General features: G+C 62.4%; 18 protein-coding genes and 2 pseudogenes. 8 read left to right on the top strand and 12 right to left on the bottom strand.

Annotated features, from left to right (window positions below; genetic code table 11):
* Position 1 precedes the first annotated feature (1 nt).
* The 6 genes from WA317_RS15755 to WA317_RS15730 form a co-directional block, all read right to left on the bottom strand.
* Positions 2 to 1,318 carry a wax ester/triacylglycerol synthase domain-containing protein gene (locus WA317_RS15755; protein WP_425173915.1) on the bottom strand — a complete coding sequence of 439 codons (1,317 nt, stop codon included), beginning with the start codon at positions 1,316 to 1,318 and terminating at the stop codon, positions 2 to 4.
* Between the two features lie 12 nt (positions 1,319 to 1,330).
* Positions 1,331 to 2,143 carry an SDR family NAD(P)-dependent oxidoreductase gene (locus WA317_RS15750; RefSeq protein ID WP_425173914.1) on the bottom strand — a complete coding sequence of 271 codons (813 nt, stop codon included), beginning with the start codon at positions 2,141 to 2,143 and terminating at the stop codon, positions 1,331 to 1,333.
* 13 nt (positions 2,144 to 2,156) lie between these two features.
* Positions 2,157 to 2,405 carry an acyl carrier protein gene (locus tag WA317_RS15745; protein WP_425173913.1) on the bottom strand — a complete coding sequence of 83 codons (249 nt, stop codon included), beginning with the start codon at positions 2,403 to 2,405 and terminating at the stop codon, positions 2,157 to 2,159.
* Entirely contained in the window at positions 2,405 to 4,051 is a 1,647-nt protein-coding gene (locus WA317_RS15740; protein WP_425173912.1) for a fatty acyl-AMP ligase, read from the bottom strand. The genes WA317_RS15745 and WA317_RS15740 overlap by 1 nt, the downstream gene beginning before the upstream one ends.
* Positions 4,052 to 4,145: 94 nt before the next feature.
* Positions 4,146 to 4,475 carry a phosphopantetheine-binding protein gene (locus WA317_RS15735; RefSeq protein WP_425173911.1) on the bottom strand — a complete coding sequence of 110 codons (330 nt, stop codon included), beginning with the start codon at positions 4,473 to 4,475 and terminating at the stop codon, positions 4,146 to 4,148.
* On the bottom strand, positions 4,472 to 5,737 hold the full coding sequence (locus tag WA317_RS15730) for an aminotransferase class I/II-fold pyridoxal phosphate-dependent enzyme (RefSeq protein ID WP_425173910.1): 1,266 nt from the start codon (positions 5,735 to 5,737) through the stop codon (positions 4,472 to 4,474). The genes WA317_RS15735 and WA317_RS15730 overlap by 4 nt, the downstream gene beginning before the upstream one ends.
* Positions 5,738 to 6,433: 696 nt before the next feature.
* Here WA317_RS15730 and WA317_RS15725 point away from each other — a divergent pair.
* Positions 6,434 to 7,543, top strand: a complete 1,110-nt coding sequence (locus WA317_RS15725) for an alpha/beta fold hydrolase (RefSeq protein ID WP_425173909.1) — start codon at positions 6,434 to 6,436, stop codon at positions 7,541 to 7,543.
* Positions 7,544 to 7,851: 308 nt separating this feature from the next.
* Here WA317_RS15725 and WA317_RS15720 read toward each other — a convergent pair whose 3' ends face one another.
* Positions 7,852 to 10,182, bottom strand: coding sequence for an MMPL family transporter (locus WA317_RS15720; RefSeq protein ID WP_425173916.1), 2,331 nt, complete (start codon positions 10,180 to 10,182; stop codon positions 7,852 to 7,854).
* A 365-nt stretch (positions 10,183 to 10,547) separates the two neighbouring features.
* On the opposite strand from WA317_RS15720, the gene WA317_RS15715 reads away from it, so the two are divergent.
* From WA317_RS15715 to WA317_RS15700, 4 genes and pseudogenes are all read left to right on the top strand, one after another.
* Positions 10,548 to 12,281, top strand: coding sequence for a thiamine pyrophosphate-binding protein (locus WA317_RS15715; RefSeq protein WP_425173908.1), 1,734 nt, complete (start codon positions 10,548 to 10,550; stop codon positions 12,279 to 12,281).
* A gap of 146 nt (positions 12,282 to 12,427) precedes the next feature.
* Positions 12,428 to 13,453, top strand: a complete 1,026-nt coding sequence (locus WA317_RS15710; protein WP_425173907.1) for a 3-oxoacyl-ACP synthase III family protein — start codon at positions 12,428 to 12,430, stop codon at positions 13,451 to 13,453.
* Positions 13,454 to 13,598: 145 nt separating this feature from the next.
* Complete coding sequence (locus WA317_RS15705; RefSeq protein WP_425173906.1) at positions 13,599 to 14,639, top strand: pyridoxal phosphate-dependent aminotransferase; 1,041 nt, start codon at positions 13,599 to 13,601, stop codon at positions 14,637 to 14,639.
* A gap of 154 nt (positions 14,640 to 14,793) precedes the next feature.
* Positions 14,794 to 15,001: pseudogene (locus WA317_RS15700) on the top strand (IS256 family transposase); the annotation flags it as partial.
* 22 nt (positions 15,002 to 15,023) lie between these two features.
* On the opposite strand, the pseudogene WA317_RS15695 reads toward WA317_RS15700, so the two are convergent.
* Positions 15,024 to 15,403, bottom strand: a pseudogene (locus tag WA317_RS15695) (VOC family protein).
* Between the two features lie 259 nt (positions 15,404 to 15,662).
* On the opposite strand from WA317_RS15695, the gene WA317_RS15690 reads away from it, so the two are divergent.
* The 3 genes from WA317_RS15690 to WA317_RS15680 all read left to right on the top strand — a co-directional run bounded on the left by WA317_RS15690 (position 15,663) and on the right by WA317_RS15680 (position 18,263).
* Positions 15,663 to 16,163 (top strand): ImmA/IrrE family metallo-endopeptidase, encoded by a 501-nt coding sequence (locus WA317_RS15690; protein WP_425173905.1) that lies wholly within the window; start codon positions 15,663 to 15,665, stop codon positions 16,161 to 16,163.
* A 78-nt stretch (positions 16,164 to 16,241) separates the two neighbouring features.
* On the top strand, positions 16,242 to 17,423 hold the full coding sequence (locus WA317_RS15685; protein WP_425173904.1) for a DUF6545 domain-containing protein: 1,182 nt from the start codon (positions 16,242 to 16,244) through the stop codon (positions 17,421 to 17,423).
* A gap of 39 nt (positions 17,424 to 17,462) precedes the next feature.
* Positions 17,463 to 18,263: an SDR family NAD(P)-dependent oxidoreductase gene (locus WA317_RS15680; protein ID WP_425173903.1), complete on the top strand. Its 801-nt coding sequence runs from the start codon at positions 17,463 to 17,465 to the stop codon at positions 18,261 to 18,263.
* A gap of 121 nt (positions 18,264 to 18,384) precedes the next feature.
* Here the strand turns inward: WA317_RS15680 and WA317_RS15675 are convergent, their stop codons facing one another.
* From WA317_RS15675 to WA317_RS15660, 4 genes are all read right to left on the bottom strand, one after another.
* A complete protein-coding gene (locus WA317_RS15675) occupies positions 18,385 to 18,855 on the bottom strand; it encodes a hypothetical protein (protein WP_425173902.1) in 471 nt (156 codons plus the stop codon).
* Positions 18,852 to 19,535 carry a hypothetical protein gene (locus WA317_RS15670; RefSeq protein WP_425173901.1) on the bottom strand — a complete coding sequence of 228 codons (684 nt, stop codon included), beginning with the start codon at positions 19,533 to 19,535 and terminating at the stop codon, positions 18,852 to 18,854. Before WA317_RS15670 ends, WA317_RS15675 begins: the two co-directional genes overlap by 4 nt.
* Positions 19,536 to 20,348: 813 nt before the next feature.
* Complete coding sequence (locus WA317_RS15665) at positions 20,349 to 21,509, bottom strand: DUF6545 domain-containing protein (RefSeq protein ID WP_425173900.1); 1,161 nt, start codon at positions 21,507 to 21,509, stop codon at positions 20,349 to 20,351.
* 1,247 nt (positions 21,510 to 22,756) lie between these two features.
* The coding region (locus WA317_RS15660) for a hypothetical protein (RefSeq protein ID WP_425173899.1) at positions 22,757 to 23,772 on the bottom strand (1,016 nt) is incomplete at its 5' end.

Raw genomic sequence — 23,772 nt, 5'->3', positions numbered from 1 at the left:
GTCAAGCATCGCTTCGGGCGGCGACTCTCAGGTCCGCGATCGGCGAATCGGCTGGTTGCGCGTCGGTCAGACGTTCGGCGAGTTCTCGGGCCACGACCTCGCCGATGTTTCCGACCGCACAGGCATCGGCGTTGATGCCGATGGTCAGCTTGTCACCGAGGATGAGGGCGGCCAGGGAGATCGGTGTGTACACCAGCGGCGAGAACGGGAAAACGTTGTCGACGGGCACCCCGAACACGCTTTCCATGGTGACATGCAACGGGTTAAGACCCACGTCGAGATCTGAGCCCACCGCACGCATGATGGCGATCGCGGCCAGCCGCTTGTACAGCCACGGCCCGCGGGAGTTCTGCGTGAGCGTCGGCAGCGCGTAGTCCGGCCGTTCTGCGGCGTTGTCCCGCAGCTGTTGACGGATGTTGGCCAGCGCGGCGTGCAGCGAGTCCAGCGTCAGAGGCAGATTCACGATCGCGAATGCTGTGGCGTTGCCGGTGTGCCGCAGAGAAAGATCCAGTGTGACCGGAACCAGGGTGCGTACAACCGCAGGACAACCCATTTCGGTTCTGAGCAGGCGGCGCATTTCCATCGACATCGTCGCCAGCAGGAATTCCATTTGCGTTGCGCCGTGCGAGCGGGCCGCCTGGTTCACCGCTGCGGCCGATAAGGCGGCGTAGTTGATCACGCGCGTGGGTGATGTCGGTCCCAGCGGTGGGCGGGTTCGCCGGACGCCGTGCCACCAGGACCTGAACAGGTGCCGCCAGGATCGCACCAGTGCTGCTGTGCCGACGTCGAACATTTCGAATCGCGGCGACACAAGATAGCGGTCGAACTGCGCGAGCTCGTTGTCGCCGCCATCCATGACCAGGTAGGCGAACCCCGAGGCGGCGGGGCCGTCGCCGAGGCAGTGATGGAGCCGCACAATCAGATACTGCCCTTGACTGCTGACGTCGTCGGCCAGTGTGATGTCCCATAGCCGCTCGGCGTCGGCGAATGACGTCAGCATTCGACCGACCTGGTAGCGCAGCTCGGCCTCACCGGCGACCGTGATATGAGCCACGCGCACCGTCTGGGCTCCGGAGCTGTCGGGGTAGACCGTTGGCGGGCTGAACCGGTTGCGGCGCACACCCATTCGGAACACGCCACGGTGTTCGGCTCGCTCGATCACACGATCGCGTAACGCGCCGAACTCGATTCGCTGTGTTGCGCTGGGACGCAGCTTGATCAGAAAGCACCAGTGCATCGGTCGCATCGGAGTCTCGATCCGCAACAGATCGAGGTCCACGGGGGAAAGGTAGGCGTCGTGCTGCGTCGTCTCGGTCATGGCGGCTCTCTTTCAGGTCGCGGTGAGTCGGTGGTCGCGGCGCGCCCGACGGATGAGGTATTGGCTGTAGGGGGCCGCAATGCGGTCGACGAATGTTGAGCACCACACCATGACGGCGGTAGTGGGATCGAAAGTCACGGTGTCGGTGTTCGTGGACAGCGCCGCCACCAACCGGCGGGCCACAACGGCGGCGGGCCGCGCCTTGATGGCGCCTGCGACGGCATCGGTCTCGTCTGGTCGTAGGGTGCGTTCTCGTTGCAAGCCCGGCGTGTCGGTGTCCGGCGGGTAGGCAACCACGACGCGGACCCCTGAATCCCGCAGTTCGGCGCGCAACGCGGCGGCATAGCTGGCCACGGCCGCTTTGGTGGCGCCGTAAGCGGTATACCCGTACACACCGACGGTGGCTGCCGTGGAACTGAACAACACGATTGTGCCTGCTCGGCGGGCAAGCATCGCGGGCAGCGCAGCCTTGACCGAACTGGCTGTTCCGACGAAGTTGATGTCCATCTGGCGTTGGTAGTCGTCGACACCGAGTTCGCCGACCCGCCCTGGAGTCATCTCGGCAGCACAGCAGACCAGCAATGTGCAGTCCGCCAAAACCGCTGCGGCGGCGGGAGTCAGCTGCCGGACGTCGGTGGCGCAGACGTCGCAGCCGAGAAGTCTCGCGGCGTCGCCGAGTTTCGCGCCGTCTCGCGCCAGCAGCGTTAAGCGTCGACACCGCCCGGTTAGTTCGGCGGCGATGGCGTATCCGATACCTTGGGATCCCCCGGTGATCACGACGCGGTCGTCAATGAAGGCGGCGCGGGATGTTGTGGTCGATAACACGGTCAGCCCTCGACTACGCGGTTTCGCTGAGATTGGTGTGCACCCAATCGATGACGTCGCGCACCGTTTGGACCGCAGTATCGGTTTCTTTCAGCCGGATTTGTAAGTGACTTTCCAGCGTGGCGACCAGCTCCATCTTCCGCGGCGAGTCATAACCCAAGTCGTCGACGAGGTGCGAGTCCGCGGTAATCGGTGCCATGCGATCTGGAGCCAGCCCGGCGATGATGCACGTGATCGACGGATCGGATGCGTCAGCAGTCATCAGCTCGCCTTTTCGAAGGTTTCCTTCGCCGCCACGTGGCGGATCTTGCCGGATGGCGTCTTCGGGATCACGCCTTTGTCGACGAGCATTACGCTGGGACTGAGACCGGTGGCGTTGAAGACGCTTCTGGCGACCTGGCGGCGGATGGCTTGACTAACATCATCGGGGTACTTCTCCATCGTCTCGGCGACGATCCGGATCTCCTCCCGCTGGTCGGGCCGGCTGACCCCGAAAGCCACCACCGCCCCGCGCCGTATCCCGTCGGCGGACTCGGCGAGCCGCTCGAGATCGCACGGAAAGATGTTGCGGCCGGCCACGATGATGACGTTCTTCAGCCGTCCGCACACAGCTACTTCCCCGGTGTGGGTGAGGTAGCCGAGGTCACCGGTGTGCAACCACCCGTGGTCATCGATCGCGGCGACCTCGCCCTCCGAGGTCGCGTAGTGACGCGTCACCGCGTCACCTCGGATGGCGATTTCGCCCACGTGTCGTGCCGGTAGAGTGACTCCGTCGACGCCGAGCACCCGGACCTCCGTCCCGGCGAGCGGCGGTCCCAGCAGCACCACATCTTTCAGCGATGCGTCGGCGCAGCCGGTGGTGGTGATGGCACGTCGGGCGGTCTCGAATTCTCTGGTGCGCAGCCGTTCCACCGTCAACGGGCGATCAACTTGGGAGAACGACACCGCCAGTGTGGCTTCAGCGAGGCCGTACGCCGCGACAACCGCCTCCTCCCGCATTCCGAAACGGCTCGTTTGGCGGGCAAATTCGTGCATGGTGGCTGGATCAATCGGCTCGGCTCCACAGAGCACGAATCGCAGCGCACTGAGGTCGTAGGCACCGTCGTCGACGGCCTTGAGCCTGCGGTGAATGATCGAGTAGGCGAAGTTGGGTGCGGCCGTCATGGTGGCCCGGTGTTCGCTGAGAAGCTGTATCCAGTTCAGCGGCGACTTGAGAAACTCAGTGGGCGGGACGTAAACCGTCTTCACCCCGTAATACATTGGTGTCAGCAGAAACCCGACCAGCCCCATGTCGTGAGAAAGCGGCAGCCAGCTCATCATGACGTCGGTGTCGGGGTCAGCGGCAGCCCCTTTTTTCATGGCCACTGCGTTGGCGTAGAGGTTGCGGTGAGTGATGGCCACCGCCTTAGGGTCGCCTGTTGATCCGGACGTGAGTTGGTAAAGCGCGACGTCGTCTTCTGCTGTGGGCCGCATCACGACCGCGGCATCGGGCCATCCGTCTGGAATCTCGATGACGTGGTAGCCCGAGGAGCGCAAGTCCTCAGCCACCGCCAGGAAGGGCTGTCCCACAACGACGAAACGTGCGCTCAGCATCTCCAGAGAACGCAGTGTGCCCGCATGCCACTGGTTGAGATCCGCTTGCGGGCTCGGCTGCTGCAGCATCGTCATGGCAGCGCCGGCCATCCAAATACCTTGGCAGACGGGCGCAACGTCTTCGGCGTTGGCGGCCAGAACGCCGACTCTGCTGCCCGGCGTCACCCCATCGGCGGTCAGGCGGCCGGCAATCTTGACCGCCGTCTGGTGGATTTCGCTCCAGCGGGCGAAGCCCAAAGCGTCGGCTGCGCCGAAGTGTAAGCCCAGTGACGACTTCGCCGCCGCGTCGGCAATCCCGTCGATGAATCTGCTCATGTTCTGTTCTGTCCCATCGCGAATCCGCCCGGCGACTGCTGGGCGGTGAACCGTTAAATGCCTCTGTCGGGTCCGTCGGGCACCGTTGCCTCGGTCACCCGCTGTTCAGCCGCGGAAGTCCGGTCTCGGGCAGGCGCCCGCTGATGAAGGTGATCAGGTCACCAAACGTCCGGCAGTTGAGGATGTCCTCGTGACTGAACGTGACCCTCAGCGTCTCTTGCATCACCACCAGACCGACCGCGAAATTCGCTGAGTCCAAACCGAGATCGGTGATGAGTTCGTCCTCATCGAGAATCGGCTCCTTCACGACGAAAAGGTCGTCTTTGAAAATGGCCCGCAGTTTCTGTCTGATGTGGTCTTCGGTGACGTGGTGCCCGGAACTCGTCGCGGCGGAAATGCCACTTCCTCCTTTCGGTGGGGTCATCGGCCGCGGACGCTGTGCACCGCAGTGGTGATGACGTTGACGGCAAGCTCGATGTCAGCGGCGGTGTGCGCGGCTGAGACGCTGCAGCGCATCATCGCTTCGTCCGCACCGACCGCCGGCGCGAGTGCAAGCGCGCAGTAGACGCCGTTGTCGAACGCTTGATTCCATGCCGCAATGGCGTTGTGCTCCAGTCCGATTCGCACGGCGACATTCGGCGGCACCGCGCGTGAGCCATCGGCGCGCACCACGTCGCCTGACACCTGTAGACCCTGATCGAGTAATCCGTCGCGCAAGGCTCGCGCGTTGGCCAGTGCCGCAGCAGCGCGCTCGCTGCCTTCGGCGCTGCGAACGATGTCGATCGCGGCGACACCTGCTGCCATCGCTGCCGGCGAGGCTGTCGTACTGAACAGATGCGCGCTGGAGTGCAACCTCAATAGGTCGATCAGGTCCTGCGATCCGACGATGTAGCCGCCGGTCGAGGCCAGCGCTTTGGAGAGTGCTCCCATCACGACGTCGACCTCGTCGAGGCATCCGAACTCTTCGGCGATACCGGTGCGCTGGCTGCCGAAGATGCCGACACTGTGCGCCTCATCAACGAGAAGGCCGACGTTATGACGCTGTGCAAGTGCCGCGATGCCGACGATCGGCGCGACGTCGCCGCCCATGGAATACAGGCCGTCGACGGCGATCATCTTCGTACCGGTACGGTCGCTGGTCCTGTCTAGGTTGCTTTCCAGCGATTCCACGTCGTTGTGGGCGAAGAACCGCGAACTCGCGCCGGAAAGCCGGATGCCATCAAAGATCGAGGTGTGGGCTTCGCTGTCGGGAAACGCCAGATCGGCAACACCCAATAGTGCTGTGATCGCACCGATATTGGCCTGGTAACCGCTGCTGTAGGCCAGTGCTGCTTCCGCCCCGTGCCAGTCGGCCAGCCGTTCTTCCAGTTCCATTTTCACTTTCAACGTGCCCGAGAACGCGGGCGCGCTCGAGCAGGATGGCCCGTACTGAGCGGTGGCCTGGCTGGCCGCCTCGATCAGGCGTGGATCACCACACAAGCCCAAAGCGTTGTTGGAGCCCAACATGATCCGCGGTTGGCCGTCGATGACGGAGGTCGCACCGGCAGCGGATTCGGTCACGCGGAAGAAGGGCAGTTCGTTGCGGGCGACGTATCCGCGCATCGTCGCCAGTCGAACGTCGTGTTGCGCGCGTGTGTGAATGTCCAGTTTCGACGTCTTCAGCATGGTTGCGCACTCCACCGTCACGAAGGGATGCTGCGATGACTAGCGGACATGTGCGCCTCTCTTCAAGGGCTTGCGGTGACCCGCGCGACGGTGGGCGGGTTCGGGGGCGTGCCTGGTGGTGACTGTCGGTTACGAGCTGATCTTCGGTCGCCTCGACGGACCTCGCAGTCCGGCGGCCGGATGGTCGGTGGACATCCCCGGTGATCCCTTCCGGGTGCATCCGTCGCGCGGGCCGGCCCGGGTCCGAGGCGCGTCACGAGTAATCAGCGCGGTGTCAGCGGTGGCGTTCCCGGCTGAGAGCGCCGAACCTCAAGTTACGGAATCAGTGGGAAAAAAGCAATAAAATAACGATAAAATTTATGCCAAGTGCAGCGACCCGGCTCTCACGCTCGAGTAAACGTCACGAACGGGGCATGCGCCACTGACGATGAGCTTGGCCCCGCAGACGGCACCTGGGCTGGTGAGACAGCGGGGCGGACCTAGCGAACGCCGGTCAACTAGGCTTGCCCCTTACGCGTAAATGAGCAGCAGGTGCAGGCTTATTTCCAGCACAGTATCTGTGTCGTGGTGACTGGCCACTTTGTCTCAAATTGGGAGTCTGAATGTTATATTCGCTGCTGTGGCCGCCCACAACACTTTGCTGCGAAAGTGCCCCAGCGCCGTGACGATCGCCGACCCGCGGCATGACGAGACGGGCGTTTGGCTCGTCGCTGAGCCGTGTTGATCGGCGACGGTTGGGCCGAAGTCGATGGTTTGTCCGCCCGGCGGCGCGACCGGGTTACTACCTACCGTGTATTCAGGACGCTAAGCCGCGGCGATCATTTGCTTGGCTTGTTCGCGGATATCGAACGTGGAGGCCAACGGATGGACGAGAATTATGGTGGTCCGGTCCAAGGTGGATGGCGCACCATCACCTGGTCGCGCTATGAGCAGCAAGTCGTGATCGCTGACCGCGAACTGAACTACGTCGACATCGGCGCGGGCGGCCCGCCGGTGGTGCTGCTGCATGGCCACGGCGCCACCTGGCAATACTGGCTGGATGTGATCGCGCTCCTGTCGCATCGGCGACGGGTCGTCACACTCGACCTTCCCGGCTTCGGCGCCTCAAGAGCGCACCCGTGGCGGACCGTGTCCATGGCGCGCATCGTCGGCGTCATCGGCGAGCTTCTGGATCAGCTCGGCATCCCCGAGTGTGACCTTGTCGGCCATTCGATGGGCTCGATATTTGCCATCGAGGTCGCGGCCGCGGATGCTCGGCGAGTTCGTACGCTGACCCTGGCCGGTGGTCCGGCGCTGTCGATCCTTGCGCTCTTTCAGCATCCGATCCGCACCGCGTGGCGTCATCCGCGACTTGCGATCGCCGTGCTCGGTGACATGATTACCGCCGGTCTGCACATTCCTCAGTCCGTCTTGACCCGGGTGGCGCGTCGCCGGTGGCTGCGCAAGCTCGCCTTCGGTGCCTACGTAGCCCGTCCCGAGCTGCTAGCGGCCGATCTGTCCGTCCAGTTAATGAAAGGCGTCGGCGCACCGGCTTACTTTCATGTGCCACTCAAAGCACGCCAGTACAGCCCGGCACCTTTCGAGTCGATCAAGTGTCCAATCATGCTGGTGAACGCCCGTCACGATACCTTCGTGCCCGCTCAGGACATTGACGACTTCCTCACTCGCATGCCTCACGCCCGCAGCCACATCCTGGACGATGCCGGCCACCTCGTCACCGTCGAATATCCAGTCACCTTCAGCAAACTGCTCACGGAGTTCACGGACGGGGCCAGATCGCGCTCCTCGGGCGCCGAGCCGGTGATTCCGCCTGCTATTGGCGAATAGATCAGCGATACAAGCTGTTACGAGATCGCAAGGGTGTCGCAGACAGCCGGCGCACGTAATCGCCTCGTTGTTGAGAAGGCGCCTGGACCGTCGACACGACTCACGAATGTCCGCTGCACCCCCTACTTCGGCCGCTCAATGTTCGTCTGACGCGCTTTGTGGTGCGCAGCGGCGTTGACCTCGCTGGCCGGGTGATCAGTGCGGCTGATGAGGTCAGTCGACAGCGCAGCCACCTGAGGATGAATACGGTCGGCGCGCAGGCGGTGAAAACCGTTGTGGTGACACGGTGTTTGACTCTGTTAAGTTTGCTACTTGCTGCGGGGTGCACGCTGTTGGCCACGGCGCGCGCTCCGAGCCGCCGGGGGCTGCGAGGATAAGAGTTCCGTGACCGCTACACCGTCACCGCGAGGCGCGCATAGTTGCGCTGATCCGTGGCTCATTCGCCAGCGCGCGTGCGGGCCGGCCAGCCATTTAGGCGCCCACCAGTTGGCTCGGCCGATGATCCGCATGAAGGATGGAACCAGCAGAATCCGGACCAATGTCGCATCGATAAGTACGGCAAGCGTCAGTCCCAGCCCGAATACCCGCATAAACGACACCTGCGAGGCGATGAGCGCTGCAAAGGAGATAGCCATCAGCAGCGCCGCCGCGGTGATCACCCGCCCGGTTCGGGCCAACCCGAGGGCCACCGCTTCGACGTTGTCGTTCGGGGTCCGATTGGAGGTTTGCCAGAACTCGCCGATCCGTGACATTAGGAACACTTCGTAGTCCATCGACAGGCCGAATGCGATGCAGAACAACAACACCGGAAGGTGCTCGGCGATCGTGCCGGTGGCCGTTGTGCCGAGACCTGACAGATGCCCTTGTTGGAAGACCCATACCAGTGCCCCGAAGGTCGCTGTGAGCGATAGGACGTTAAGCACCACGGCTTTGATCGGAAGCACCACGCTTCCTGTCACCAAGAACATCAGGACAAGGGTGACGGCTGCAATGATGCCCAAGACCCACGGCATGCGGCGCAGCGTGCTATGTACGGTATCGCGATTCATCTGAGCGGAGCCAGCGAATTCGACTTCGGTCCCGTGCGGAGCGGCGACGGCATGGAGTGCATCGAGCTGCCGTTCTGAGGCCGTCGACAATGGTGCCGCGGTACTCGATATGGTGAGAAACGCTGTGTCTCCACGGATTCCACTGGGAGCCGCAGGTGGCCCAGCGAGCACGCCATCGACGTAGGCACCGGTGGGCGTGGACACCTGCGACACGTCTGACACCCGGGAGAGCCGCGCTGCGTAGTCCTCAATGGCGGTCGGCGCAATCCCCGCAGGATCGCGTAAGACAACGGTGACTGCCGTGGCGGTGTTGAAGGGGAAATTTTGCCGCAACTGATCGCCTACCTGACGCGCCGGGGCGGACGTCGGCAATATCCGGTCGTCGGGGTAGCCCAGCTTCACGTCCAAGAACGGTGCGCCCAACGTCAACAGCAGTGCCATAACCCCCACGCCGATCGGAATCGCCCGTCGCATCACTGCCCGCGTGTTTCGATACCAGAACGTCTCGGTGATTGGCTTGGCTGAGGGTTCTGGTCGGCCCCGAACACGACGGATCAGCCGACGAATATCCAAGGAGTCGATACGCTCGCCGAGCAGCGCAATTGCTGTCGGCGCGATCACCATGGCCGCCACGCTCGCGAGCAACACTACAGCTACGCCGGCGTAGGCGAATGACCTTACAAAATACATCGGGAACAGTAATAGGGTAAGTAATGCCAGTGCGACGGTGCACGCTGAAAAGAGCACTGTCCGCCCGGCGGTACGCATGGTCGTAAGCAAGGCCGAATCCCGGTCTGCCTCGCGAGTCAGTTCCTCGCGGTAGCGGCTAATGATGAGAAGTGTGTAGTCGATCGCCAACGCCAGGCCCATTGCGACGGTGAGGTTCAGAGCAAAAATTGAAACATCAGTGACGAACGTGATCAGTCGCAACACCGCCACGGAGCCGATAATCGCAAACACTGCTACCAGCAAGGGCAACAGCGACGCAACAATGCCACCGAATACCCAGACCAGCACTGCGAAACTCAGCGGGATGGCTATTGATTCCATCACCAACAAGTCGTGTTCGATTTGTCGGTTGACTTGGCCGTATAGGTCGGCCATGCCGCCGGCCTTCACGGTTACGCCGTCATGGTCGTGGGCAAGCTTCTTCGTTAGGTCGGCAGCGTGCTTTTGGCCCGCCGTATCCCCGCCCGTGATACCGGCGACAATCAATCCAGAACGATGATCTCTGCTTAACAGGGCGTCGGCCATACCCGTGGGAGACGTCCAGGCCGACATGACATCAGTGACGAAGGGCGATTCGTGCAGCTCGTGTTGGAGATAGGTCGCGACGGGCCGGATCGACGCTGCATCCGCGTGGTCCGGAGCGGTCAAGATGAATATCAGCTGCAGATCACTACGATGGAACGTGTCAGCAAGAACCTGCGCTGCCTTCGCTGAATCGGCGGACGGCTCCTGGAATCCACCCGCCGACAGGGACTTTACGACCGGAACTCCGAAGACCACACCGGCGACCATGATGAGTGCGGTGGCAGCCAACACACGGCGTGGTGCGGCGATTAATGACCGCGTCACCCGGTCCAGCACCACCTTGCCTCCTGTCGCATTTACAAAGTATCAGGATCTACTGTGGGCTATTCGCGCTGATTTCGCTGGTGCCTGGAAAGTGGCAGCTAACGTGTCGGTTTCGGTGGACCGGTGAGGCCACCGGAATCGTGACGACCGCGACTCACCAAATAAGTGGATGCCGTCGGCCGGCCGGTGTTACGCCGGGTTACACCTATGGCGAATGTCGCGATCGTGTCGTGTCCACCAACCGGGCGCGCCGGCCTCCTTGCGCGTTAACTGTGCCGCACCTAGCATCTGGACCACCCGTACTGTCGTCATTTGCTGAGTGTGAGCCAGTCGAAGGTCAGAGAACCCCACAAGTGTACTTGGGATAGCGGTAACTTATGTACGAACCAATTGCGGATGCGGAGCTGTCGGTGCAATGCCGGGTTGTCGACCATGTCGTTGCCTACCTCGCCGAGACCGGCGTCGAATACATATTTGCTGTCGACGGTGCCAACATTGAGGATCTTTACGATGCGGCGCACTTCTGTGAGGGCATCACCCCCGTGCTGGCCAAACACGAGTTTTCCGCCGCTGCCATGGCCGATGGGTACAGTCGAAGCGGCGCAGGATTGGGCGTTGTGGCCGCAACGTCGGGAGGCGGAGCGCTGAACCTGGTGCCGGGCCTGGGAGAGGCACTGGCAAGCCGGGTTCCGGTGCTCGCACTGGTAGGGCAACCGCCGATCACCCTGGATGGCCAGGGAAGTTTCCAAGACACGAGTGGCTGCAACGGTTCATTGAACGCCGAAGCGTTGTTCTCGGCGGTATCGGTGTACTGCCGGCGAGTGAAGCGCCCAGCGGAGATCGTCGACGCGTTGCCTGCAGCCATCGACGCCGCCAACCGCGGTGGTCCGGCGGTGTTGCTCTTACCGAAAGACGTGCAGCAAGCCCACATAGCAGTCGGCCGACCTAACGTTAACCGACACCGCAACGGCCGCCCGTTGCCAGACGGGTCGCGCGTTGACCTTGAACCGGTCGTGCGAATGCTCGGCGGGGCAGGCGGGCCGGTGGCCATCATCGCTGGCGAACAGGTGGCTCGCGACGATGCCCGCACTGAATTGGAGCACTTGGGAGAAGTGTTGCAAGCGTGGGTGGCCACAGCGCCGGACGCGAAGGATGTCGGTTCGCCGGGCTTGGGTGCGTCGTCGCCGCTGGGTGTCACCGGTGTGATGGGTCATCCACGTGTGGCGGCCGCGATCGGGGGTAGCGCGTTGTGTCTGCTGGTGGGTACCCGGCTGCCGCTGACCGCCCGGACCGGTCTCGCCGATGCCCTGGCCAGGGTGCCGATAATCTCGATGGGCTCGGCACCGCCATATGTGGCCTGCACCCACATCCACACCGAGGATCTGCGGACTTCATTATCTCGGCTGGCGCAGTTGCTGACTGAGCAGAGCAACTCGCCGTCTAGGGTGCTGGTGCCCGACAAGACGGGCCACGCGAGGCTTACGTCGCCCTCCCACGCCGGCGCGCGCATCCGCTACAGCGACGCGATGGCAGTGCTGGACGCAGTCCTGCCAGACGGGGCCGACATCGTCGTCGACGCCGGCAACACCGGCGCGGCGGCGATTCATCATCTGCCAGTGCGGCACGCTGGGCGGTTCGTCGTCGCCTTGGGCATGGGCGGAATGGGATACAGCTTCGGGGCCGGCATTGGAATGGCGTTCGCCCGCCGGCGGCGAACCGTAGTGATCGCGGGGGACGGCGCGTTTTACATGCACGGCATGGAGGTCCACACTGCGGTGCAGTACCGGCTGCCGGTGACGTTCGTGTTGTTCAACAACAACGCCCACGCCATGTGCGCGATCCGCGAACAGCTGTTCTACGGCGACCTGTACAGCTACAACCGTTTTAGGCCCAGCCGACTGGCAGCTGGTCTAGCGGCGATGTTCCCCGACCTGCGGTCAGCGGAGGTCAGCGACATCAACGAGTTGTCAACGGCTTTGGATGCCGCGCTGAATCTGAAGGGGCCATCGGTGGTCAGTGTCGAATGCTCAGCCGATGAGATTCCGCCGTTCACGCCATTTTTGGTTTGGGCAGCGCCCAAGGTCAGTGGGACCCAGGGACTGTTACCGTGACAAGTCGCCGCGCAACGCCAAACACCGGGGCCCGATCGCGTCGGTGCCACAAGCCGCGCTAGGAATGCTGAGGAGCTGAGAACCTTGCCAGATAGCGCCATATTATGGAGATGCGGTGGCCCGGTCTGGATGGATTCAGGACTACGATGACTACGCCGACAGTGAGCTTGACCGACGTCTCCGCCTATCTGCCCGAAAACCGGGTACCCGCAGAGTATTACGCGAACTTCGCTGGCCCCGACGACATGCGTGACAGCCTGATGTTCCGCGCCCCGGAGTTTCGGCACCATGCCGCTAAGGATGAGTCGAATGTCGACATGATTGAGCGGGCCGTGGCAGGGTTGCGGGATCGTCATGGCGCCGAGGTGTTGTCCGACGTCGATGTGCTGCTCGCTCATTCTCAGCTGCTGGATATGCCCTTTGTGGGGTGCGCTGGCCAGGTCGCCCACCGGCTCGGCATGGATCCTGAATGGGTGATCGACGTGCACAACGGTGGGTGCGGCGCCTTCGTCCACATGATGAAGCTGGCACGCCAGCTATTGGTGTCTGGTGCCGGCCGCACCGCGCTGATGGTGCTGGCCCAGCGCTGCGCTGGAACGGTTTTCGACCAAGACCGGGTCCGCACACTGGCACAGTCGTCGGTACCTGGGGATGGCGCCGCGGCGGGACTGCTGACCCTTTCGGAGGATTCACCGATCCTCGACATTGAATGTCGCCACTACGGCGAGTATGCCGGGGACATGAGGGCGATGTCCGATCCCCCTCGTGAGTGGTGGCAGTCGGGTTCCGGCGAAGGTTACATAAGCTTCACTGACGAAGCCATGGTCGCCGAGGTGCTCGCCCGTGGCAACCGCCTGGTCCCGGAGGTCGTGCTGGCGGTGTGCGATCGCATCAAGATGAAATCGAAGGATCTTGACCTGCTGGTGACCAATCAGCCCAACCGCGTTTTTTTGCGCAACTGGAACGAAGCACTCGAGCTGCCGCGCCAGCGACACTGCGACACGTTCCACGAGTGCGGAAACCTTTTCGGTGTCGGCATACCGGTGAACTTCGACGCCGCGATCAACGACAACCAGGTCAGACCGGGTGACGTCGTGATGATGGCGGCTTTCGCTCATGCTGGCGATTTCGCGGGCGCGGCGGCCATCCGATGGGGCGGCCGGCCCCGGTGACTACGTCGATCAAGGGTGCGTCTGTTGCGCCCAGTGCGGCGCCGCATCATTTGTGGGTCAATTCCAGGTTCGGCGAACGACTTTTTAGGATGGATATCCGTCCGAAACGAAGACTTGGGCCTCCGTCGTCTGACCGAGACGGCCGATGACTTACTCCGGCGCCCCCCGTCATGGCGTTAACGGATTTTTGGTACAGGACACCGGTGCGGCCGACCATCTGGCGCTGTCCCTCAACGAGAACCCGTTTCCTCCGCTGCCCGGCGTGCGTACGGCGATCGTCGAGTCGATTGGGGCCGTCAACCCCCATCCGGAATGCCTGCCTGACCAGTTGCGCCGGCTAATTGCCGATCGCATCGGGGTGAGTCAGCGCCAGGTGGTGCTGGGGGCGGGCGCGACCGGAGTCATCCTTTCGGTCCTGCAGCGCCTGACCACTCCCGGTGATCGGATCGCGTTAGCCACGCCTACCTTCGATGGCTACTCGATCGTCACGCGGATAACTCGACTTACCCCGCTGACGGTTCCGCTCGACAACCACGGCCGCAATGACTTGGCTGCGCTGGCCGATGCGGTGGCGCATGCCCAGGCGGTGGTGATTTGCCGGCCGCACAACCCCACCGGCACTGTGGACTCCCCTGTCGCGTTGAAGGAATTCCTGCAACGGATACCCGCCGACAAAACCGTGATCCTTGACGAGGCGTACGTCGAGTTCGTAGCTCCTCAGGACCGTATCGACACAGTCGAGTTGGTTCGTCGCTTCCCCAATGTGGTGGTCGTACGGACATTCTCGAAGGCCTACGGCCTGGCCGGGCTTCGGATCGGATACGGGTTCGGGTCACCGGAGCTGGCTGCGACATTGTGGCCGATACAGCAGCCCTTTGGCATGGACATCACCACTCTCGCCGCGGTTTCGGCGTCCTATCGGGCCGAACCTCAATTGCGCCGACGCATCGGGATCCTCCTTGCAGAGCAACAGAGCCTGCGTTCGCAGCTACGGGCGATGGGCGTTGAGAGCACTGACGCGCGCGCCAACTTTGTCTACTTGCCCGGCCCCGGCCGACAGTGGCGAGAACTCTTCGAGGACTCCGGAATACAGGTACGGCACTATCCTGACGGCGGGGTGCGAATTACCGTCGGGACACGCTCTTCTACCCGCGCAGTGATCGCTGCGGTGCAACACGAGCTATAGCGGCGCCGAGGCAGTGAGCACCACAGAACTTGAGTCGCGTGGGCGCTGTCGTCGCGGCGCTCTGTGCAGTCTCGGTTGTCAGGCATCGGCGCCCGCAACCTCGCCAAACCCTCGACCGCAGGGATCTGGCCGCGCCACCGGGCGCCGACTATGCCCGGGATCACGCGCGGCTGGAATGCCATGGCCTACAGGCTCATCGACGCCGTACAAGCCCGCTGGCGCAAGGTCACGCACCGGAACTGGTCGCCCTCGTCCGCGCCGGCGCCGTCTTCCACAAAGGCGGACTCCTCGAACGGCCCACCGACATCACTCCCGACCCATCGACGACCGAACCCGATACCGCCGGATCGGAAGTCGCCTGAAACCCACCGATCCACAGGGGAATTAAATGACTTCGGGAATCAGGTTTGTGATGCAGAATGGGTGGCCTGCCGGGTCGATCAACACTCGCCAGTTGGCCGGATTGGGCTGAACGTCAGCCCTTGTAGCACCCAGTGCGAGTATCCGCGAGCTTCCTGGCCATCAAGGTCGGCGACCGCCAATTCGAGGTGGAGTTGTTTGGGCACCGCGCCGACCGGCCACGTCGGGAATTTGTGATCGGCGACGCGTTGAAACGTTAGGAGGACTCCTGCACCTTGGAGGGCCACAAACTCATCGGAGGTGAACATCGCCTGGAGATCCAAAACGTTCTTGTAGAACCCTCCCAACGCAGCGGGGTCTGGACAATCGACTGACACCGCCCCAAGCCGGACCTCTCCTGCCATGCCACCCTCCCTTGATTGTGGATCTTGCGATCTACAGAAGCGAGTCTGGCAGGAACCACTGACACCAACGCCACCGAGTGCAGATATACGACCCTAAACCAGGCCAGGCCAGATCCGATAAACCACGGGATTGGTCCGAACCGATCCACAGGCTTTGACAATTGCTCGCCGCCGAGCCGAGGAGCCGTCAACATGATTGTGCTTTTGCTCGCTCCGGGGGGTTAGGATTGCCGCACGTATTAGAAGCTACGGAGGCTTCATGAGTCAGCGCCGAGACATCGATGCCGGAGCGGAACGGGTATGCCAGCTGGTGGGTTCGCTGACGGTCCCGGAGCCCTGGGACTTGACGTCGTTTATTGACGTGGTCGCCGACAAGCGGGGCAAACCTATCCGGTTGATCCCTTATCCGGGGCTGTTCGGGTCCGGCCAACCGTGTGGGATCTGGATCGGCCGCAGCACCGACGACATCATCGTCTACGACGACACGACGTCGAGCTACCACGTCGAACACATCATCCTGCATGAACTCGGACACATCCTGCTTCAACATCACAGTGGTCCCGACACCGACCACGACAGGTTATCGATTAACGAATTGCTGCCCGACGTCGATCCGGCTACCGTCGTGCACGCACTGGGGCGCACCGCTTATGACAACGACCAAGAGAGCCAGGCGGAGTTGTTCGCGTCATTTCTGATGTCCGAGTCGCGGAAGTCGCATCCTGCGTCAAAATTTATGAGCACGTTTCTTCGCGATTGACTGGGCCGGCCCATGATCATTAAGATTACACAATTGCGGGAATAAGTGATGGATTCGGGAGTTCCTACGCTCGTATACATGCCGCTCGTTATCTTCATCTGGTTAATATCAGTTGTTCGGCTTGTCATGCTGCGTTCGACCCGAGCCGACCGACGGGTCACTACCGCGCTGATCTTCGCGGCAGTATGCTGCCTGCTTAGAGCACGAACAGTTCAGTCACTGATCATTCACTATTCTGGGTCAAAAGTCTCGCCCGCTTTGTTGTATCACCTCAGTGAACTTGCCGTCATCCCAGCAGCGGGCGCGCTGTTTCTGGTGGGATATGCATGGCTCAACGACGTCGAGCCTCCCTATTTGGCCCGGCTGGTTTACGTGGCAGTGACCGCGTGCACACTTTCGACTTTTGTGCTGTGGTTGATTGCGCGTGAAAAGGATGTTCCATTTACCGTCCACTCTGGCTGGGCGGTCATCGCATACTCCAGCTCGCTGCCGGCGGCACTCGCCGCTATAATCTGCCATGATTCGCTCGTCTACTGGTTCGCGGTAATAATTCTTATCACCTGCCTGCGTGAATTAAGCCAGTCGCCGAGTCGGCGCGCAGTCGTTATTTGCGCGGCCGTCGGGACGACGTCACTGGGAATTCTCACGCAGACGGCGACCATCTCCGTAGCAACCGTTACCGCGGCCACCGGCGGGCACAATTCTTTCATCGACAGTGTCGGCGTGGTCGACCGTTTCAGCATTGTCGTCTGGACATATATCGGAGCAGCTGTTGCTGCTGTTCCCTTATTCTCGCGGATACTGGAAGTTCTTCATTTGGACACCTATTCGCGCCGACGCAAGCGTTTGATGCCATTGTGGTGTGACCTCACCGACGTGTGTCCCGAAATTGTCTATCTGAAGCGCGAGCACGGGCATGTTGTCAAGAACCCGTCGAGATACCGGCTTCATCGCACGGTTGTGGAAATCCGCGACTGCATCCTCATCCTTTCCCGTTACGCCGGCCACCAGGACAGGACCGTCGTCGGCGGGATCGCCGATCCCCCCGCACTTCGCCAAGCGGTCAGACTGGCACTGGCGTGGTCCGCCAAAAGCAGGGGCGAACCTCCATCTGAGGACTTCGCCGCGCAACAGTCAGCGGCGATAGAACTCGTTCAGGAAACCGAAGAGCTCAGTCAACTCACGGATTACTGGGGTAAAGCAAAGGCACTTGCGGCCCCCGCGACGTCGAGAGAGCGTGAAACGACGCAGGCAAGCTAGCCGGCGCGGTTACCATCCCGACGCGCGTACTTATCGGTAATGCTGTCGAGCGGAATGAAAGACGGACAGAGGATGCACATTACGGGCAAGACGATCCTGTTGACCGGCGCCAGCGGTGGGATCGGCCGGGCACTTGCCGGCTGCCTTCGAGCCGAGGGCGCCGAACTGATCCTCACAGGACGCCGCGTGAATCAGCTCCAGTCAATGTCCAACGAACTCGGCGCTACCTTCGTCGTTGCCGACCTGAGCCGGCCGGAAGACGTCATACGCCTGACCGAGGTCGCCCCAATCGATATCCTCATCGCCAATGCCGGCATACACGCAAGTGGTGATGTCAGGGATTTCGCGCTACCAGACGTCGATGAGGCCATCGCCGTAAATTTGCGTGCCCCGATCGTCTTGGCGCGCCAACTCGCACCGTTGATGGAGCAACGGGGAGCCGGGCACATCGTTTTCATCGGCTCCATTGGCGCCATGGTCTCAGCAGCCAGCACAGCTGTCTACAACGCGACGAAGTTCGGTCTCCGCGGTTTCGCTTTCGGGCTTCGACAAGACCTCGAAAGCAGCGGTGTCGGTGTCTCCATCGTCGAGCCGGGATTTATCCGCGATGAAGGCATGTTCGCTGATCGCGGCGCTTCCCTTCCATGGGGGTTTCGTACCGGCACCCCGCATCAAGTGGCCCGCGCGGTCATCCGGGCGATCGAGCGAAATGCCGCCGAAACGGTTGTTGCACCTCCCGAGACCCGGTTATGTGTCGCCCTGGGCAGGCTCGCCCCTGCGCTCAGCGCCAAGGTGCAGCGATTGGTCGGGATGAACCTTGAAGCGGTCCAACCGCGCTGACAGAATGCAGGCGCTGGCACTGGTGCTCAACACAGTGTGCTGGCGCGACACACACTGCAGCCCACCATCTTTTGACGCCTAAGCCCGACCGCGCGGCTCGGAGGAACAGGCCGCGACGTGGTCAACCGCACGGCTGGTCTAGATCACCCAGTGGAGAAGCGCGGCGTGCGTCCGGCGGTTGATTGCCCTCGGCGGGGACCTTGCCGAGTATGTCGAGCATCGCCTCCAGTGCCTCAGTCGCCGCGCCGCCGCGCAGCGCGAGCTGCCTGACACCTGCATCCCGCGCGGCCGCCAGCAGCCGAAGTTGCTTGTCCACATGCTCGGCGCGCGCCCCCATGGTGGTTAGGTACTCGCTGGGAATGCCGAAGTGGCTTATCAACCCACGTATGACGTCTGGTTCAGGCACCGTCGCGTCGTGCGCCCGCAGAGCGTTGATCTGGGCCGCAGATACGGGTCGACCAATGATTTCGCTCACCGAGGTGGCTACCGCAGCGACTGACTGCTCCGACTCATTTCGTGATCGATAGACATAGAACAGTCGGTTGATTTTCGCGGCAAGTGTCAGGTGAGCGTTAGCGGTGGTGTTGGTCATCCGTCGAGCCCCTTTCGCAGGTTATTGCGACGTCGGAAACGCCTTCGGAAAGCTGTCTCAAGCTCGGCGTCAATTCCGTTGCCTTTGCCCAGCAGCCACCGCCGGTACAGTTTCTCCTCTCTGTCGAGATCATCGGCAGAAACCGGAGCAGAGAGGAGCTCTGCAAAAGCATACTCAAGCAGTGGCTGAATGGGCTGCCGGTCCTTGGCGTGATTGCGTTCGAGCAAATCAGTGACAAACACCCCTACGATGGCACTGATGTGTTGGTTGAGCGCGTCGACCATCGGTTGGATTTCGCCGGTGTGCACCGCCTGCTCGGACCGGTCATTAATTAGGTCGTTGAGCTCGGCCTGGGTTGTCATTAACGCGAGTATCCGATCAAGCGGCAGGACCACACCGCTTGCCGCCGGTTCTAAGACCGCACGCCTGTCGGCCGCTTCACGCGGCTTGGGTTCACTACCATCCCAGTAGGTACTGGCCGCACTCCCGGACATCCAGCCGAGGGCGGCGTCGAATTTCGACAGGGTGCTCGGCCGGGGATCCTCAAGGTCACCCGCTTCGGCTTTCGCGACGGTCGGCGCGGTAGGTCCGCCGTTGCGGTTGACGTCGAGGAAAGTCATCCCGAGCCGCCTGCGCCGCTCGGAGACCTTCGTTGCGAAGTGCTCCGGATAGGCGGCCACGCGGCGAGTTTATCATCCAGACCCTCGGAAATTGCGATGAAGTGGTATGCCACGAGCATGGCCTTCGTCCGGCGTAGATGCCCACGCAAACACTCGGTAATTCGAGAGTTCTTGATGACTGCTTCACGCTAGTTTTCCTGGCTTGCTCGGTCCGGGGTGGCTGCGTGGTGCCGGCGGCGGCCGCAGGCCGCGCGACCGGCTGCGCGTCTGCACCGCGCGCCGAAGCAGCCACAACCGTGCTCCCGGCGAACCATTCAGCCACAGACACCGACACACCAGTGTGACCCCTCGTCACAGGTGACTTTTCGCAGGCCCGGAAGGTCGCGGCGGGGGAGTGGTGGCCATCACTCGACGTAGTTCTGCGCGGCGAGGCCAACCACCGGTTCGGCAGGACAGCGTCCTAACTCGGTGCCCTCGGCGAGGTGTCGGGCTGCTGTTGACCGCACGGTACGTTATCGTTATTTTGACCACGTGCTAGGTGGGTACGGGTCGAGAATGCCCTGCAGCCACGCAGTCAGCAACGACGGCACCTTATTTCCTCCTTACCTGTCCGTGAACGAACCGGTGACGCAGAAGAATCCGGGTGCCTCGGATGGAGGGATCGTTGTCGGCACTGACCACGAGGTTGGCGTCAACGTTGTTAACGGCGGCCGAAAATTGACCTCTTTCGGATTCGGAACACGATGCGCAGGATTCGACCGGAGCCGACACCTTATACCTCGCTGCAATCGGCCGCGCTGCTTGCGCCCAGCGCGCATCCGAGCAAACGGCGTGGTCAAGCCACATCGGTCGATGGTTTGAGCCACCTCGGTGCTAGCGCTTTGCCACAATTTGAGACACAGCCTCCGTTAGTGCCTTTGCGGTTGGCCAGTGCTCTGCCAGATCGGTGAGTTCAGCGGATTCATCCAACAGCTCGGCGGCCGCAGACTGCTGTGCCAAAAAATCGCCTGACGGGAGCTCGCCTGTGGTCTTTGCACTCCACGCCAACGCCAGTCTTAGCGCTTGTCGGAAAGCGGGCAACTCTGCGAGCTCGTGGATGATGACCTCGTTCTGCTGGCTAGCGTAGCGGGACAAAATGAGAATGCAGTCGCGGATCTCGACAACGGTGCGATGTAGCAAGAACCGGGACCGGTTGTTCACCACATCTGCGGTTGTCACGTAAATGAGCTCGGGGCAAGCGGAGGTGAGGTCCCTCCACAACGGCAGCAGAGGTCTGCGTCGCAAAGAATATTTGTCCAACCCATGGCGTTCGAGCGTCCGGGCGCCTAAGGGAACCGCAGCTATCGCTGCGCAAACATAGGCAAAGAGAACGACCGAGAATCGGTCAGCCCACCCGAGGCGTTCGATGTAGGCGTTGTGCCGACCGGTCGCCGCGATGCAGGCAGCGATTGAGATGTTTGCGTTCTGCACAAGGCTTCCAACTGCCACCAGAGTCATACCGGCAGAAATCACGGCCGCGCGGCGGTTAGGTGGCCTACGCAACTCGCGCGCACAGGCAACAGCGATGAGGATGGCGAGCCAAGAGTTGGCCACACACAGCAACTCGACGAAGACGATGCCAGCCGGCGAGCTCGAGTACGCGATTACCGCCCAGCCAGAGTGGATGTCTAGCGAGATATCGCGAGAGTGGGCATGCATTTCCGCAACACACCTGACTACGACGCACACCGTTACCCATGAGTAGACGACCAGGGCTAGGCATCGAGGCTCGTGCTGGTTGACCCAACCGTATGCAAGGAGGAACAGCGCGCATGCAGCCACACCAGCCGCGTGCTCGCTGAGCTGGTAGAGCAAGGCGGCTGAGACCCTTTGCCCAGACCACTGTACAAGTATCGGTTGAATGGCATCGTCACGAAGCACGCAGCACATCGCAGCGAAGACCAGCGCAGTGTTCCCTCGGCGGTCAGCGACGGTTGAGCGCAGACCGATGAGGCGACCCAACGTAACAGTGCAGATAAAAACAAGCAGCGACAACGATATGTACGGTGGAATCCCGGAATTAGTCACGCGCTCAGTCGGGCAAGAACGTAGCGAGGAATTTCGATGCGCGGTGCGTCTTGCGTGACTCGGACATCATCAGTGACGCGAACAGCCCCGAGGCTTCGTGTCGAAAAAGGTATCGCGGGTCCGCTCGCTCGACACGATCGGGAGCATCTCCGTCGCAGTCCCGGTTCCCGGCGGTTCGTGGCAAGCACTAAAATCTCCACGTCGATCTGCTCCGGCGCGTCGCGTCCGGCGACGACGGTCGGCGTGAGCTGGCACCGCACCGAGGAAGGCATCGACGAACCGCGCGCGTGATCGAACACCATGCTTCCTCGCCCTTGCTGACCCGTTACAGCGCGACCAGCAGGATGGCCCAGACCTCGTCGTCAACCGAGGTATATCACAATGCAGGATCGACGCCTAAGTTCGACTGCTGGCACGGTAGGCATACGGTCTCTCGCTTGTTCCAGGTGATGATTCTCCAAGGTAGCCGCGTCGTCTACAGGCTGGAAACGAGTCACAAGTGGGCGAACGGAAACCGCCCAGCCACCGCCATGCGAACGAGCACAGCTCAAACTCTTCGTCTGACACCTTGAGACGTTCAGCAATCGGGGCAGGTGCACCTTGATGGACGCAACCCTGAGTGCTATGCGCATTAACGACAGTAGTGACTGTCGGCCGCAACGTTCCTAGCAGGTAGGCTAGTGAAATCTGCTGATGAGAAGCGACTGGTACGCGATGCGGCGCTGCGTCTCATAGGGTTTGGTTCAGACGATAAACTACAGAGTTACAAAGACGCTCCAGTTGGTTCAATCTGAGCTGGGTGACAGCATCGGTCTACTCGCACGCGGCAGTTGGACATTACCAAGTCTTGCCGCCGATCTCTGGGCAGAGTCGGCCGGTCTACCGGAAGATCTCGGGTGGGTGTCTAGCCAAGACCGCGATGTTCGGGTAAGGCGCGCTCTCGCAAGCGTATTGGCCAACGCTGACGAAGAGCAGAGTGCAGATGCTTTTGCATGATCCAGGTGGTCCGTCCGCTCCATACTCCGCGCGCCGTGACAAGGCGGCTGACTTTAGCGTTGTATCGCCGTGATCGTGTGTGGCAGCCCCCAGGTGCGCACCGGAACCGCCTCTACCCGGGGCTGTGCAATAAGATTGGCAAGCTCCTGCGATATGCCTAAGGCATTCCCCGCACCAGGACGTGCTGGTCAACTGGTCGAGCAGTCGCAAGCGCGGCCTCACCTCGCGTCGCTCGTTTTCCGGCAGATGACGAGGGCCTCGACGTAGTCCCAGCGATAGCGGTCGGTGCCCTCGGCGACGCGCTCCTCGAGCTCTTCGAGGAAATCGGCGAGGAGCCCGGCCGCGCGTGCCTCGCCCTCGCGCGCGAAGGCCCGGAGGAGGAGCGGTCCTCCCCAGGCGGTGATGCTCCGGACGTAGTCCCGCGCGAACACCGCGGGATTGTCGTGCCAGTAGGGGTTGTCGAGACGGAACACCTCGGCGCTCTCGAGCTCGAGGCCGGCGAAGCGCCCGCCGCCCCCCTCAAAGGGAGCCCGGAACTCATCGAGTGTGCGCGACCAGACCGGAACGACGGCCGCGGCGACAGTGGCGCTGTCGATGCGCCCTGTCCGCCGCCAGTCGGCGAGCAGCAGGTTCATGTCCCCGACGATCTCGACGTAGAGCCCCGTCCTGTCCGGGCAAGGAGCGGGGGAGGCCGGGATGGCGGCGATAAACCACCCACCTGGTGCCAGCTCCCGTGCGCGCATCTCGAGCATTCGCTCCCACTGCCACTCCGCGGCGACGCGCCAGGCGCGTCGCTCGTCGTCATCCGCGTGGTGCGGGTAGCCGGGGAAGACCGAGCCACTCGAGGTCAGTCCGGCGGCGTCGGCGACCCAGTGCATGGTTGTCCCGGACACCGCAATGTGCACTGTGCCTGGTGGAAGCGAGGGCGCTTGGTGAAGAGGGATTCCGGCCATGGCGACGACCGTGGCGGGAGGCGGGTCATGATCGAACGCTCGTTGACAGGCCTCGCCGTGGGCCTCCGGCAAGGCGTAATGGGCGCCCGTGCCCGTGTCGGTGACCCCGGGCCCGGCTTCGTCTGGCGCAGGGATCACGACAATGGCGCCCTGGTCTGCCGCCGGGCCGAAAGCGTCCCGCAGGTGGGCGGCGGCGACGCGCCACGCGTTCGTCGGGAGGTCAACGAGCGAGTAAATCAGCGGCCGGCCGGCGCGCTGCGCCACGAGAGCACGGATGAGGC

Source organism: Mycobacterium sp., assembly GCF_049802695.1.
Classification (GTDB): Bacteria; Actinomycetota; Actinomycetes; order Mycobacteriales; family Mycobacteriaceae; genus Mycobacterium.
Note: the sequence above shows the minus strand (reverse complement) of the source record. Positions and strands in the feature narration are given on the sequence as shown.